This is a genomic window from Actinomyces sp. HPA0247 (genome assembly GCA_000411415.1).
GTDB lineage: Bacteria > Actinomycetota > Actinomycetes > Actinomycetales > Actinomycetaceae > Pauljensenia.
The window spans coordinates 242,611-256,329 of the sequence record KE150451.1 but is presented as its reverse complement, the minus strand read 5'-3'; the positions used below and the strand labels follow the sequence as shown (position 1 = coordinate 256,329).

The window sequence follows — 13,719 nt, the reverse complement described above, 5'->3', positions numbered from 1 at the left end:
CAGATTCGGTGAGTGAACATCTCGAAATGCGATTCCTGTGGCAGGAAGCTGATCCGGTACGGACTGTCGAAATCGGGCAAACAGAGGTGGCATTGCACCTCGTGCCACTCAACTGGCGTGCAGCGGATTGATACCTCGGCCAAGCACCTGGGTGAGTTTCTTGCCTGGCTGCTCAGCGGTAATCGGCAGGCGGATATGCCAGGTGGGGGCAGGTCGTTTCGGCGGCGGTGCCAGGGTTTGTGGGAGGTGTGGCCTCTTGCTCCGGTGGTGGATGAGGTGCATGAGGTCGTGTTCGTTGACGGGATCCACCTGGGCCGCAAAGCGGTCGTATTGATTGCTCAGTCCCGGGATTTCATCTTGGGCTGGTATGTGGCACGCAGTGAGAACTCGCGCGCCTGGGAAGCGCTCATGAACCGGATCGCCCCACCAGACGTGGTGGTGACGGATGGGGGCAGTGGCTTCGAAAAAGCCCGCAAGAAAGCCTGGCCGAACACGCGGGTCCAGCGGTGCACCTTCCACGCGTTCGGGACCATCAAACAAGCCACCACCATTCGCCCCAAGCTTGCAGCCTCCAAGGAACTGTACGGCTTGGGCAAGCAGCTCTTGCACGTGAAAGACCGAGAGCAAGCGGCCTCATGGATAGACACCTACTTGGACTGGTGCAAGCGCTGGGAGGGCTTCCTCGCGCAGAAGACCAAGAGGGACGATGGCGGGTGGGAATACACGCACGAACGACTCGTGCGGGCCCGCAACAGTGTGAATCGGCTCATCGGAGCCGAGGTGTTGTTCACCTACACCGACCCCCAGTTTGAGGGGGCGTTGCCGGCGATGAACAACCAGATCGAAGGCGCGACCAACGCGCCCTTGCGTCAACTGTTGCGGGACCACCGGGGAATGCGGCTGACCCGCCGGATCAAAGCGATCTTCTGGTGGTGCTACATGCACACCGAAAACCCGCTCCCACCAGCCCAGATCCTCAAAATCATGCCCACAGACACCCAGATTGAAGCCCAATGGGAACACGCCTCGCGCACACACTCCGCAGCCGGTGTCATCCCCAGATGGGGCGACGCCATCGCCTGGCACGACCTCCACCACACAAGCCCCCACCGAAACAACTGGGACTAACCCTCCACCAACTCTTTTTGTCCTTTAACCCCGATGATCAGCTGGAACTGCTCGCGGGGCGTGGTATGTGTATCGAGGATGAGTGCACTGCTGTTCAGGTTTTGTCTTGTGTCAGCTACTACAGGCTCTCGGGGTACTTCCGTTACTGGCAGAAGGACCCAGAGTATGGTGACAACAACTTCATTCCGGGAACCAGCTTTAGTCGGATTTATCAGCTGTATGTGGCAGAGCGGGCACTCGCCACTGCGTGTCAAGATCTATTGGCCACGTGTGAAATCGTCCTACGAACGCGGTTCGCTTACCACTACGGAACACGTGTCGGTCCCGTTGGAACTTTTGCTCGGGGCGTTGGCTTCACGACTCCGCCATCCGAGAAAATCGCTCGTGTCGATGACCGGATTTTGTCCGACCTTGGCCGCAGTACAGATGCTTTTATTGCGCACTACCGCGACGAAAACAAAGAAGGTGCGATGTATCTACCCGCGTCCTATGACAGGATGCCGATATGGGTCGCAGTGGAGGTACTGAGCTTTGGGTGCCTGTCTCGCATGATCACGGCCTCCGGAGAGTCTGGAGTTCTTGATGACATGGCAGAGTCTCTGAATACCTCGCGCGCTGTCCTTCCCTCACAAGTTCGTTCCTTCGTGTACTTGCGTAATCGGTGTTCACACTACGGCAGACTCTGGAATACAGCTGTGACAGATGAGCCGGCTATGCAGAAGAACACCAGGCGCAGGATACAACGAACGTATCGCCCCTTCGATAAACACTCGTCCTATCAGATTCTCGCCGCTCTCCATGATCTAGCGACTCGTGCTGGGCTCCGTGAAGACTGGCTTGGAACCGTCATTGAACCCTTGCTACAGGCGAATCCTTTGCTTGCGTACGGCATTGCGACGCCTAGGAAATACGGGGAAATGTCGCGCGAGGTTCTGATCGACGCACACTTGTGATCGTCGTGATGGGCTGGTGTCAGCGCAACCGCTACGTCGTCGACACCTCCACGTTCCCCGAGACCGCGTGAGCGTGAGGATCTCACGCGAAAGCCCCGGGCCGAGTGGCCCGGGGCTTTCCCAATGCTGGAGCGGATGACGGGAATCGAACCCGCGTGATCTGCTTGGAAGGCAGAGGCTCTACCATTGAGCTACATCCGCGTACCCCCGGAGGGGACACGAAGATCCTAGCGGTTATTGTCCACGTGCGCGACATTTAAACTCTCCTCCCGTATGATGGGGCAGCGGACAGTAGTCCACGGGGTGTAGCGCAGCTTGGTAGCGCATCTGCTTTGGGAGCAGAGGGTCGCAGGTTCAAATCCTGTCACCCCGACCATCGGCGGCCAGCGTGCCGCCGTTTTTCACGCCAACCAGGGGAGTAGCCATGCCGTCCTATCGCACCATCATGACGGTCACCACCCTCGCGCCCGGCCGGGCCCCCGAAGAAGTCGAGGCCGCCGCACGATCCGTCACCCGGCTCGAATCCTGGGACATCGCCATCGCCTCCGGCCAGCCGCGCGTCACCGCGCGCTTCACCGCAACAGATGACGCCGAGGCCCGAGCTATCCACCGCGAGATCACCACCGCCGTGCGCCTCGTCGCCGACGTGCCCCGCGCCCGCCTGGCCGCCGTCGTGCGAGGGCGCTCCCACTACCTCGCCCCCTGAGCGTGCCCTTGAGCGTGGGCGGTGCCGGCCTCGTCAATGGGGGAGCGGAGCCCGCTGGTATGTGGTGTTGCGCACGTGGAGCGACGAAAGAGGGGTGGATATGCCCACTAATGCCCCGCGAATGAGGACATCAGCGGGGTCGTGGCGTACACTAAGCGAGTTGTTATGCGCCCGAAATGGGCGTTCCCGAATTCGTAGACTACGGAGCGTACGCACGTGAAGAGCACCGTTGAAACCCTCGAGCCCACCAAGGTTCGTCTGACCGTTGAGGTTCCCTTCGAGGAACTGAAGTCCGAAATGGACAAGGCGTACAAGGAGATCGCCGGACAGGTCAACATCCCCGGCTTCCGTAAGGGCCACGTGCCTCCGCGCATCATCGACCAGCGCTTCGGCCGCGCCGCCGTCATCGAGCAGGTCGTCAACCAGGTCCTGCCCGGCTACTACTCCGACGCCGTCAACGAGAACGACCTGCGCCCCATGGCTCAGCCCACCGTCGACGTCACCGAGATCCCCAACGTGACCGGTGCCCAGGGCGGCCAGCTCGTCTTCACCGCCGAGGTTGACGTCGTCCCCGCCTTCGAGCTGCCCGAGATCGACGAGAAGCTCGTCGTCGAGGTCGAGCCCACCGAGGTCACCGAAGAGGACGTCGAGAAGGAACTCGAGGACCTGCGTGGCCGCTTCGCCACCCTCAAGACCATCAACCGCAAGGCCAAGACCGGCGACTTCGCGACCATCGACCTGGTTGCCACCATCGACGGTAAGCAGGTTGACTCCGCCTCCGACGTCTCCTACGAGATCGGCTCCGGCTCCATGCTCGACGGCCAGGACACCGCCCTGCGCGGCACCAAGGCCGGCGAAGAGGTCACCTTCACCTCCAAGCTGAAGGGTGGCGAGCACGAGGGCGAAGAGGCCGAGGTGACCATCACCATCAAGGCTATGAAGACCCGCGAGCTGCCCAAGGCTGACGACGACTTCGCTCAGATGGTCTCCGAGTTCGACACCATCGACGAGCTCAAGGAAGACCTGAAGAAGCAGGCCGCCCAGTCCAAGGAATCCCAGCAGGCCCTCGCCGCGCGCGACGCCCTCATCGACCTCCTCCTGGACAAGGTCGAGATCGTCCTGCCCGAGTCCGCGGTCGACCACCAGGTCGAGCACCGCGTCGGCGAGGACGCCAAGCCCAAGGCCAAGAAGGAAGCCCGCGAGGCCGTCGAGAAGGAAATGCGCACCGAGCTGCTCTCCGAGGCCCTGGCAAAGAAGTTCGACGTGCAGGTCTCTCAGCAGGAGCTGATCGACTACGCGATCCAGATGTCGCAGAACTTCGGCATCGACATCAACCAGCTGTTCTCCTCCTCCCAGCAGATGGCCAACGTCGTGGCCGACCTGGGTCGCTCCAAGGCCCTCATCGAGGCCCTGAAGGTCGTCACCGTCAAGGACACCAACGGTGCCGACGTGGACCTGAGCAAGTTCTTCGGCACCGATCCCGCCACCGAAGAGGGCGCGGAGATCATCACCGAGGTTGCCGACGAGCAGGAGTGAACTGCGGCGGGCTGACCCGCTGACGAGTGACTAACTCTCACCTGAGGGGGTGGGGCGAGAGCCTCACCCCCTCAGTGCATGTGTTGCGTATATACACCGAGTGGGTGTGTCGGATGCATGTGCCGACAGCGAAACGACGGCCCGGCGCGCGCACGAGCGGGCACGCAGCGGGTACGGTTGACATCAATGGGGCCGCCTGGGCCCGCGAACAGACGAGGAGGTACGCGTGAGCGTGCACAATACCGGGGCTGCCGGCGATGGCTCGCAGCTGGGACTGGGGGACGCGGTCTACCAGCGCCTGCTCAAGGAGCGCATCATTTGGCTGGGCGGCGAAGTCCGCGACGAGAACGCCAACGCGATCTGCGCGCAGCTGCTGCTGCTGGCCGCTGAGGATCCGGATCGCGACATCTACCTGTACATCAACTCTCCCGGTGGTTCGGTGACGGCCGGCATGGCCATCTACGACACGATGCAGTACATCAAGCCGGACGTCGTCACGGTCGGCATGGGTCTGGCCGCGTCGATGGGCCAGTTCCTGCTCACCGCGGGCGCCCCCGGCAAGCGTTACATCACGCCCCACACCCGCGTGCTGCTGCACCAGCCCCTGGGCGGCGCGGGCGGCTCGGCGACGGAGATCCGCATTAACGCGGACCTGATCCTGGGCATGAAGAAGGAACTCGCGGCGATCACCGCGTCTCGCACGGGTAAGACCGTCGAGCAGGTGGAGGCCGACGGCGACCGCGACCACTGGTTCACGGCGCAGGAAGCCCTCGAGTACGGCTTCGTTGACCGCGTGATCGACAGCCCGCAGGAGATCGGAACGCGAGGAGAGAACTGATGAGCACCCAGCCCTACTTCGAGGCGATCGCCCGCCAGATGCCGCAGGCTCGCTACGTCCTGCCGGACTTTGAAGAGCGCACGGCCTACGGTTTCCGTCGCCAGAACCCCTACACGAAGCTGTTCGAGGACCGCATCGTGTTCCTGGGCGTGCAGGTGGATGACGCCAGTGCTGATGACGTGATGGCGCAGCTGCTGGTCCTGGAATCCCAGGATCCTGATTCGCTGATCACCATGTACATTAACTCGCCCGGCGGCTCTTTCACGGCACTGACCGCTATCTACGACACGATGCAGTACATCAAGCCGCAGATTCAGACGGTGTGCCTGGGGCAGGCCGCTTCGGCCGCCGCCGTGCTGCTGGCCGCCGGTTCGCCCGGCAAGCGCCTGGCGCTGCCCAACGCCCGCGTTCTCATCCACCAGCCGGCGATGGAGGGCATGCAGGGGCAGGCCTCGGACATTCAGATCGTCGCCGACGAGATCGACCGCATGCGCGTATGGCTCGAGGACACGATCTCGAAGCACTCGGGCAAGCCGGTGGAGCAGGTGCGCCGCGACATTGAGCGCGACAAGATCCTCACCGCCCCGCAGGCCGCCGAGTACGGCCTGATCGACCAGGTGCTGGAGTCCCGCAAGGCTCTCTGACGCCTTTTCGTCACTGACGAGGCCGTGGCATCCCCGCGCATGAGCGTGTGGTAGGTGCCACGGCCTCCTTGCTATCTGCCTGGTCAGGCCTCTGCCACGCTGACAATTGTCGGCTAGAGGTGAACTTTTCATAACAATAGGCGTGGCTACGCGGAAAACTGGAGCGCGTGCACTACGTTATTTGCTAGTAAGTGCGAAAGCACATCCGACCGAACGGAAAAACGTTCAATACCTTGGAGGTCTCGTGGCTCGTCTGACTGATGGCGCGGAACTGCTCAAGTGCTCCTTCTGTGGGAAGAGCCAGAAGCAGGTGCGTAAGCTCATCGGCGGCTCCGGCGCGTATATCTGCGACGAGTGCATTGAGCTGTGCAACGAGATCATCGAAGAGGAACTGGGAGCTCAGCAGCAGTCGTCTTCGACGACGCCGCTTCCTAAGCCGCGTGAAATCAACGAATTCTTGAACACGTGGGTGATTGGACAGGACCGCGCGAAGCGTGCGCTGTCGGTCGCCGTGTACAACCACTACAAGCGCGTGCGCTCGCGCGAGGCTGGCAATAACGAGGACATGCTGGGCACCAAGTCCAACATCCTGCTGCTGGGCCCCACGGGTACCGGTAAGACTCACCTCGCGCGCTGCCTGGCCCGCCTCCTTGACGTGCCTTTCGCCATCGTGGATGCGACCGCGCTGACCGAGGCCGGTTACGTGGGTGAGGACGTCGAGAACATCCTCCTGCGCCTCATTCAGGAGGCCGACGGCGATATTAAGAAGGCCGAGAAGGGCATCATCTACGTCGACGAGATCGACAAGATCGGCCGCAAGGCCGAGAACGCTTCCATCACCCGCGACGTGTCGGGCGAGGGCGTGCAGCAGGCCCTCCTGAAGATCATTGAGGGCACGGTCGCGTCCGTGCCTCCCACGGGTGGGCGCAAGCACCCTCACCAGCAGTTCCTGGAGATCGACACCTCCGGCATTCTCTTCATCGCCGCGGGCGCCTTTGCGGGCATTGAGGACATCGTGAAGGCTCGCCTGGGTCGCCGTTCGACGGGCTTCGGTTCGGAGCTGAAGAGCGCCTCGGAGATGGGTGACCTTTACGAGGCCGTGTCCGCCGAGGACCTGCACAAGTTCGGCATGATCCCCGAGTTCATCGGCCGTCTGCCCATCCTGACCTCCACGAAGGAACTGACGGAGGAGGACCTCGTTCGCGTCCTCACCGAGCCGTCGAATTCTCTCGTGCGCCAGTACCAGCACCTCTTCGAGCTGGACAACATGGACCTGGAGTTCACGCACGAGGCGCTCCTGGCCATCGCTGCGCGCGCCAACGAGCGGAAGACGGGTGCCCGTGGCCTGTCCTCGATCATGGAACAGACCTTGTCGGACCTCATGTTCGACCTGCCCAGCCGCGACGACGTCGCCCGCGTGGTCGTCACCCGCGACCTGGTCGAGGGCGTGGGGCCCGCCGAGCTCTACCCGGAACGCTCCTCGGAAGGCAAGCGCAGCGCCTGAGCCCGCCCGCTAGACTGAGGTCAGTTGAGACCTTAGGGGAGGAACAATGGCACAGCGTGACGAGGCCGTGGTGGCCGCTTCGGCGGACCGGGGAGTCAGCGGTATTCCCGCCGAACTGGCGGAGGCGCGCGCCACGATCGACAACATCGACGCTGCCCTCGTGCACATTCTTGCTGAGCGTTTCCGCTGCACCCAGCGCGTCGGGCACATCAAGGCCCGCCTGGACCTGCCTCCCGCCGACCCGGCTCGCGAGGCCCGCCAAGTCGAACGCCTGCGCACCCTTGCGGCTTCCTCCGGCCTCGACCCCGATTTCGCTGAGAAGTTCCTCGGATTCATGGTCCGCGAGGTCATCCGCCACCACGAGGACATCAAGGCTGAGTACGACGAGGGCGCCTGCCTCTAGACTGCGCGCTGGGGGAGTGCCAAGCCCCGGCCTCGGCAGTTGTACGCCCGACCGATGCGGTGTTGATCCCGCTGAGCGATCAGTGAGTCAGCTAGACTGTATGAGCTGAACACAGGGAGTTTTGGGAGGGGGATCGATGGTTAACCTCGGTGATATTGCCAAGGCGACGGGTTACTCGAAGGCGACGGTGTCTCGCGTCCTCTCGGGAGACCCCAGTTTCACCGCAAAGGAATCGACCCGCCACCGTGTCATCCAAGTAGCCAACGAGCTCGGCTACGCGCTGCGCACATCGCGCGCCGGCGTCCCTCAGACCATCGCGGTGCTAGAGAACTTCGACCCCTCGAATGGACCCCAGGATTCCTATTTTTCCGACCTGCGTGAGTCACTGCGAGAGCGTGCGGTGGAGAACATGATGAGCCTGGCGTTCTTCCCGACCGTGGACGCGCTCATCGATGCTGCGGACGAGTTCTCTGGCTTTGTGTCCATCGGTCCTGCGCCGATCGCGCAAGACGACCTCGACCGTTTGTATGAGGCGTTCTCGCACGGCGTGTTTATCGACATCAACCCCGCGCCGGCGCTCTTTCACTCTGTGCGCCCCGACCTGCAGCAAACGGTCATTGACGCGATCTACACGCTGCGTGAGCAGGGGCGTCAGCGTATCGCCTTTATCGGCGGCGACGGGCACATGATGGGCTCTCATGTCTTCGCGCAAGACCCGCGTACCGTCGCCTTCAACGAGTGGGCGCACCTCCTCGACATGCCCACTGATGGCTACGTCTGCGCCTCCGGTCCCTTCACTGTGGAGAATGGACGTAGTCAGGCCGAAGCACTACTTGATGCGTGCACGGATGATCTGCCCGACGCTGTCCTTGTCGCGGCTGATCCGCTGGCAGTTGGCGTCGTTCAGGTGCTCGCTGCCCGTGGGCTCCGTGTACCCGATCAGATTGCCGTCGTCTCCATCGACAATCTTCAGGTCTGCGAGTACACGGCTCCCACGCTCAGCTCCTATGCGATCGAGCGCTCCGAGTTGGCCGAGACCGCGCTCTTGCTCCTCTCGGACGCGATCGTGGGCCGTTTCATGCATAAGCATCACGTTCTACTGTCCACCCGCCTTGTTGTGCGACAGAGCTTTATTCCCGTGCACGGCACCACCGCACAGTGATCGGGCGTGAACGCATAACGGCGGCGGGGGAGTTACCTCATACCCGCCGCCGCTGAATGTCTCTCACATGAGAGACAACGTCACGTCCAGGACCTGCTTCTCGGTCGCATCAATCTGGTACTCGTCATGCACCGGCGAACCCCACGAATCGTCACCGCCGACACCCATCTGTGCAGTGAGCAGACGTAGGTAGGTCGCGGGCCGCTGGGAGGGGTCCGGTAGCTCCCACCAGTGTCGAGCGTTTTCGATGTGCGCGGAGGAGTAGGGCAGCAGCGAGACCCCGAGATCGCCGTGTGCCTGAACACGCAGGCCGTGTCCGTAATCGTCCGTTACCTCGCACCAGCGGATGCCGGGGTGGAAGCCGCACTCCTGCGGTACCGCGTAGGGGGCCAACCCTTCGGCTGCGCTCTGGGACCACACGCCCAGGGTTGCTCCGGCCAGGCGGTCCGCGTAGGCCTCGACGGGGCCGAGGCCATAGAAACTCAGGCGGTCAATCGACGAGGGGAGCGCCCACTCAAGCCCGAAGCATGGCATCGTTGGGAGATCATGCGCACCCGGGTAGGTTGCCGTGAGACGAATCGTGCCGTCGGCACGCAGCTCGTAGCGCACAGGCACGGTGACATCTGCAATGCCCGCAAGACGGTAGTCGTAGGTAACGACGACACCCTCGCCGGTCTCTTCGACGGTGGTGTTCACGCATCGTGCGTAGGCTCCAGCCGTCGTCCAGCACGCGCGGTCGAAACCGTGCCCACAGCCTCGATCATTGTCCGTTAGCGGTCGGAAGGTTGTCAGCTTGGGAGGGAAGAGGACCATGGCCTTGTTGCCGCGACGCCACTGGACGATGCCACCCGCGGTACGCGACAGCAAAGCTTCGTTCTCGCCCTCACGCATACCAATGTTCCAACGGCCCACGGTGAATGTGGCGTGGCCACTGGGTGTCGTGTCGGCCTGCTCGTGGTAGGAGAACACTGTCTGGCCCACGGAGACAATGTGCCCAGCCTCGCACCACGCGGTGTCGGAGGAGATGACAAGTGCTGCTTCCAACACGATCTCTTGTGTTGTGTTGGCTAGCAGTTCAGACGGCCATCCCACACTGACGGCGCTGCGCCCACGGGAGATGCCTGTTGCCGCGACCTCTTTCTCCCAGACAACCGCGCCGTCAGCAAGGACCCGGGCACGCACACACAGGTTGGCAAGGGGCGCCGGGAGGACAGTGGCATCGATCAGGATTCCGTCGATGCTTGGCGTGAGAGTGATGGGGGAGTAGAGCTGTTTGACCGCCATGGCTGAGGGCTTGGGTGTGCGGTCGGCGAAGAGGATGCCATCACAGGAGAACTCCCAGTCGCAGGGGCGATCCTCGAAATCGCCGCCGTATGCCAGGAACTCGCCACCCGAGCCAGCGGTTGGCTCATGGTAGAGGGCCTGGTCGATCAGGTCCCAGATGAAGCCGCCACCATACGCGGGGTATCGCTCCAGGTCCGTGTAGTGGCTGAGGCCGCCAACAGAGTTGCCCATCGCATGCATGTACTCGCACGACAGATAGGGCTTCGCCGGGTTATCACGCAGGTACTCCTCGATTGCGTCAGGCAGCGCGTACATGCGTGACTCAATATCGGAGGCATCGTCGAACTCTCGATCCCACGTGACACCCTCGTAATGGACAGGGCGGGAATTGTCCAGCTCATGACAGTGCCGGTACATAGAGCGGAAAACCTCGCCGCCAAAAGACTCGTTACCTAGCGACCACATCAACACGGAGGCGTGATTGAGATCTTGGCGCACCATCGACTCGGCGCGATCCACGCAGGCGCTCTCCCACTCCATCTTTGATCCCGGGATCGCCGTGGCTGGGGTGGGGATGTCGCCCGGCGTGCACCATGATCCGTGTGTCTCCAGGTTCGTCTCATCAATGACGTACAGGCCGTACTCATCGCACAGGTCTAGGAAACGGGTGTCATTGGGGTAATGGCTTGTGCGGATTGCATTGATGTTGAGCTGCTTGCACAGGCGTACGTCCGTCACCATGTCCTCCATCGACATCGTTCGGCCCGTGCAAGGATTGAACTCGTGGCGGTTGACACCGCGGAAAATGAGGCGCTGGCCGTTGAGCATGAAGACAGAGTTGAGGATTTCGAAGCGGCGGAAGCCCACGCGCTGAGTCACGGTCTCGCAATCGTTTCCATCGGCGTCATGAATCGTGAGGCTCAGCGTATACAGGGCCGGATCCTCCGCCGTCCACGGGTGTGCGCCGTCTACTTCACCCCGAAGCGTGATACTGGGAGCGTTCGCGGGCACGTGTTCACTCCATACAACAGTCCCGCTCGAATCGGTGAGCTGGGCGCTTGCGGTACTGTCGGCCTTGGTTCCCTTGAGGTCGACCGTGACATTGAATATTCCCATGCCAGAGTCCGCGTCGTAGTCAGCGTTGGCTGCCAGGTGGGCGACGTGGCAGGCAGGCAGAGCTACCAGTGAAACGGAGCGGAAGAGGCCATGGAAACGCCAGGAGTCCTGTCCTTCCAGCCATGAGGCGCTCGAATGCTCGTAGCAGGCGACGATAATCTCGTGGTCCTGGGAGTGCGTCAGTGCTGACGTGATATCAAACTCGCTCGCCGTGTACCCGTCCTCGCAGTAGCCGACGAAGATGCCGTCCACCCAGATGTAGAGAGCCGTCGCAAAACCCTCGAAGCGTAGGCGTGCGTGTCCTTGCTTGCTCAAAGACTCCTGGAGGGAATCATGCAGGGTGAAGGTGCGCCGGTAGAGTGCAACTCGGCACTCCTCTGGTGGCTTGGGAGCCTGAGGGTTCTCGTGGCCGTCCCACGGCATCTGAATGTTGACGTACGCCGGAGGCCATAGCCCCTCAGCTTCGAGGGTTGAGGGAATGGGAAGGCTGTGTACTGCTTCCTGGTCGAATGCGGTGGTGGGGGAATCAAGAGCCACGCGCGAACTTGACGTAAGTGCGACTTCCCAGGTTCCGTCAAGACTCTGCGTTGGGGCGTTCGTGCGGTGTGCGCTGTGCGCGGGAAGTCGATTGACAGCAAAGGTCTGCGGATCGCTGAGCCATGCCGATGTGGGGGAAGAGATGGGCGTATGGAACATGGTGACCTTCCGAATGTGCGACGTTGCGGTGGAGCGATCGTGCTCTGAGGTCAGAGTATCCTGTTGATCGCATCGACGCAATACAGTTACATGGATATGTTTATGTGACCTAGATAGTATTGGTATTCTCAGGTAAATGCGTTAACCTTGTCGTGTCCGAGCAAGAGTTGCTTCGAAGGAGAGGGACCATGGCACACGAAGAAAACGTGCGCAAGAGCTGGGTGTCGCGAATCTGCTACGCGATCGGTAATCTGGGGCAGGCTGCGTATTACAACGCGCTCTCAACATTCTTTGTCACCTACTATGCGGCGCAGACCCTGTTCCGCGACTATGAGGACTCCGAGGCCAAGGCGATGATTGCGATCATCACTGCCCTCGTCTTCATTATTCGGATCGTCGAGATCTTCATTGATCCACTGCTTGGAAACTTGGTGGACAACACAACCTCGCGCTTCGGGCGATTCAAGCCCTGGCAAGTCATTGGTGGCGTTGGATCATCCATCCTTCTTTTTGCGATCTTCACCGGACTGTTCGGCCTTGTCAATGTCAACAAAGGAGTGTTCATTGTCGTTTTTGTGATCGTCTTCGTGGTCCTTGACGTCCTGTACTCCCTGCGTGACATCTCCTACTGGGGCATGATTCCTGCGCTGTCCTCCTCCTCGCAGGAGCGCAGTGTGTACACCGCTCTCGGAACATTCACGGGCTCCATCGGCTACAATGGCGTCACCGCAATCGTTGTTCCCGTGGTTGGGTTCTTCAGTGCACTTGCGGGAGCTGGTTCTGAGAGCCAGGAAGGCTGGACGGGCTTCGGTGCCGTCATCGCTATCCTTGGTATCGTCACCTGTCTCGCGGTCGCCTTTGGTACTCGTGAGGAGGAGAGCGTCCTACGCGATCCCTCCGATAAGTCCAACCCGCTGCAGGCATTCCAGGCGATCGCGCGCAATGATCAGTTGCTGTGGACTTCCCTCTCGTACGTCCTCTACTCGATCGCGAACGTTGCAACGACGGGCTTCATGATCTACCTCTTCAAATTCGTGCTCCAGAAGCCCGATATCTACTCGGTGGTCGGCATCATCGCCTTCGTCATCGGCCTGGCGGTGACCCCCCTGTACCCGGCGATCAACCGCCGCCTGCCCCGCCGCTACCTCTACCTTGGTGGCATGGTGCTCATGGCGAGTGCATATGTCCTGTTCATTCTCTTCTCGTCGAACCTCATTGTCGTCTTTGTCGCCCTGGTCCTGTTCTACCTTCCTGCCACGTGTATTCAGATGACGGCGATCCTCACGATCACCGACTCTGTTGAGTACGGGCAGTGGAAGACTGGCAAGCGTAACGAGGCCGTCACCCTCTCGGTGCGTCCCATGCTCGACAAGATCGCCGGCGCCCTGTCGAACTCCATCGTCGGCTTCGTCGCCATCGCGGCAGCCATGACCAATGATGTTGACCCCGCCCTGCTGACGACCGGGAACATTGAGACCTTCAAGACGGCTGCTTTCTACGCTCCTCTTGCGGTCATCGTCCTGGCGTTCATCGTCTTTGCGCGGAAGGTTACCCTGACCGAGGTCAAGCACGGAGAGATTGTGTCCCTCCTGGAGCAAAACCTTGCTCGCTCCGAGGCTGGCGAAGACTAACCGAATAAGCGCCCGATGAGGAGGAGTGTCGGGTCAGAGGCGGGGGATGTGCGAGCGTCCCCTGCCTCTTTTTGCGCTCTCAGGGTTGTCTGACGAAACTCTGCGCGTGCTCCCGGAT

General features: G+C 61.6%; 11 protein-coding genes and 2 tRNA genes. 11 read left to right on the top strand and 2 right to left on the bottom strand.

Translation table 11 applies throughout. The features are described 5' to 3' along the window. The first annotated feature begins 12 nt into the window (after positions 1 to 12). Positions 13 to 1,128 (top strand): IS1249 family transposase, encoded by a 1,116-nt coding sequence (locus tag HMPREF1478_RS06265; RefSeq protein WP_034475292.1) that lies wholly within the window; start codon positions 13 to 15, stop codon positions 1,126 to 1,128. Continuing rightward, positions 1,014 to 2,081, top strand: a complete 1,068-nt coding sequence (locus HMPREF1478_RS06260; protein WP_353579749.1) for an Abi family protein — start codon at positions 1,014 to 1,016, stop codon at positions 2,079 to 2,081. The genes HMPREF1478_RS06265 and HMPREF1478_RS06260 overlap by 115 nt, the downstream gene beginning before the upstream one ends. Positions 2,082 to 2,208: 127 nt before the next feature. Here the strand turns inward: HMPREF1478_RS06260 and HMPREF1478_RS06255 are convergent. Next, positions 2,209 to 2,282: transfer RNA gene (locus HMPREF1478_RS06255), tRNA-Gly, on the bottom strand. Positions 2,283 to 2,380: 98 nt separating this feature from the next. Between HMPREF1478_RS06255 and HMPREF1478_RS06250 the strand changes: the two genes are divergently transcribed. The 8 genes from HMPREF1478_RS06250 to HMPREF1478_RS06215 all read left to right on the top strand — a co-directional run bounded on the left by HMPREF1478_RS06250 (position 2,381) and on the right by HMPREF1478_RS06215 (position 8,874). After that, a tRNA-Pro gene (locus tag HMPREF1478_RS06250) sits at positions 2,381 to 2,457 on the top strand. 48 nt (positions 2,458 to 2,505) lie between these two features. Beyond that, the gene (locus HMPREF1478_RS06245) at positions 2,506 to 2,787 is read left to right on the top strand and encodes a hypothetical protein (RefSeq protein WP_016461232.1); all 282 of its coding nucleotides are present in this window, start codon (positions 2,506 to 2,508) and stop codon (positions 2,785 to 2,787) included. A gap of 216 nt (positions 2,788 to 3,003) precedes the next feature. Further along, positions 3,004 to 4,323, top strand: coding sequence for a trigger factor (gene tig / locus HMPREF1478_RS06240; protein ID WP_016461231.1), 1,320 nt, complete (start codon positions 3,004 to 3,006; stop codon positions 4,321 to 4,323). Positions 4,324 to 4,549: 226 nt separating this feature from the next. Beyond that, entirely contained in the window at positions 4,550 to 5,161 is a 612-nt protein-coding gene (locus HMPREF1478_RS06235) for an ATP-dependent Clp protease proteolytic subunit (protein ID WP_016461230.1), read from the top strand. Then, positions 5,161 to 5,805 carry an ATP-dependent Clp protease proteolytic subunit gene (locus HMPREF1478_RS06230; RefSeq protein WP_016461229.1) on the top strand — a complete coding sequence of 215 codons (645 nt, stop codon included), beginning with the start codon at positions 5,161 to 5,163 and terminating at the stop codon, positions 5,803 to 5,805. Before HMPREF1478_RS06235 ends, HMPREF1478_RS06230 begins: the two co-directional genes overlap by 1 nt. 244 nt (positions 5,806 to 6,049) lie before the next feature. Then, positions 6,050 to 7,309 carry an ATP-dependent Clp protease ATP-binding subunit ClpX gene (gene clpX, locus HMPREF1478_RS06225; protein WP_016461228.1) on the top strand — a complete coding sequence of 420 codons (1,260 nt, stop codon included), beginning with the start codon at positions 6,050 to 6,052 and terminating at the stop codon, positions 7,307 to 7,309. A gap of 46 nt (positions 7,310 to 7,355) precedes the next feature. Then, positions 7,356 to 7,712, top strand: a complete 357-nt coding sequence (locus tag HMPREF1478_RS06220) for a chorismate mutase (RefSeq protein WP_016461227.1) — start codon at positions 7,356 to 7,358, stop codon at positions 7,710 to 7,712. Positions 7,713 to 7,848: 136 nt separating this feature from the next. Further along, positions 7,849 to 8,874, top strand: coding sequence for a LacI family DNA-binding transcriptional regulator (locus HMPREF1478_RS06215; protein WP_016461226.1), 1,026 nt, complete (start codon positions 7,849 to 7,851; stop codon positions 8,872 to 8,874). 63 nt (positions 8,875 to 8,937) lie between these two features. Here the strand turns inward: HMPREF1478_RS06215 and lacZ are convergent, their stop codons facing one another. Next, positions 8,938 to 11,970, bottom strand: a complete 3,033-nt coding sequence (gene lacZ / locus HMPREF1478_RS06210; protein WP_016461225.1) for a beta-galactosidase, LacZ type — start codon at positions 11,968 to 11,970, stop codon at positions 8,938 to 8,940. Between the two features lie 188 nt (positions 11,971 to 12,158). On the opposite strand from lacZ, the gene HMPREF1478_RS06205 reads away from it, so the two are divergent. Continuing rightward, a complete protein-coding gene (locus HMPREF1478_RS06205; RefSeq protein ID WP_016461224.1) occupies positions 12,159 to 13,601 on the top strand; it encodes a glycoside-pentoside-hexuronide (GPH):cation symporter in 1,443 nt (480 codons plus the stop codon). Positions 13,602 to 13,719: the final 118 nt, after the last annotated feature.

What these genes read in the sequence shown, in the direction of transcription:
- HMPREF1478_RS06260 (WP_353579749.1), top strand. Translation starts at nt 1,014, where the DNA reads ATGGGAACACGCCTCGCGCACACACTCCGCAGCCGGTGTCATCCCCAG.
- HMPREF1478_RS06245 (WP_016461232.1), top strand. Translation starts at nt 2,506, where the DNA reads ATGCCGTCCTATCGCACCATCATGACGGTCACCACCCTCGCGCCCGGC.
- HMPREF1478_RS06230 (WP_016461229.1), top strand. Translation starts at nt 5,161, where the DNA reads ATGAGCACCCAGCCCTACTTCGAGGCGATCGCCCGCCAGATGCCGCAG.
- HMPREF1478_RS06220 (WP_016461227.1), top strand. Translation starts at nt 7,356, where the DNA reads ATGGCACAGCGTGACGAGGCCGTGGTGGCCGCTTCGGCGGACCGGGGA.
- HMPREF1478_RS06215 (WP_016461226.1), top strand. Translation starts at nt 7,849, where the DNA reads ATGGTTAACCTCGGTGATATTGCCAAGGCGACGGGTTACTCGAAGGCG.
- lacZ (WP_016461225.1), bottom strand. Translation starts at nt 11,970, where the DNA reads ATGTTCCATACGCCCATCTCTTCCCCCACATCGGCATGGCTCAGCGAT.
- HMPREF1478_RS06205 (WP_016461224.1), top strand. Translation starts at nt 12,159, where the DNA reads ATGGCACACGAAGAAAACGTGCGCAAGAGCTGGGTGTCGCGAATCTGC.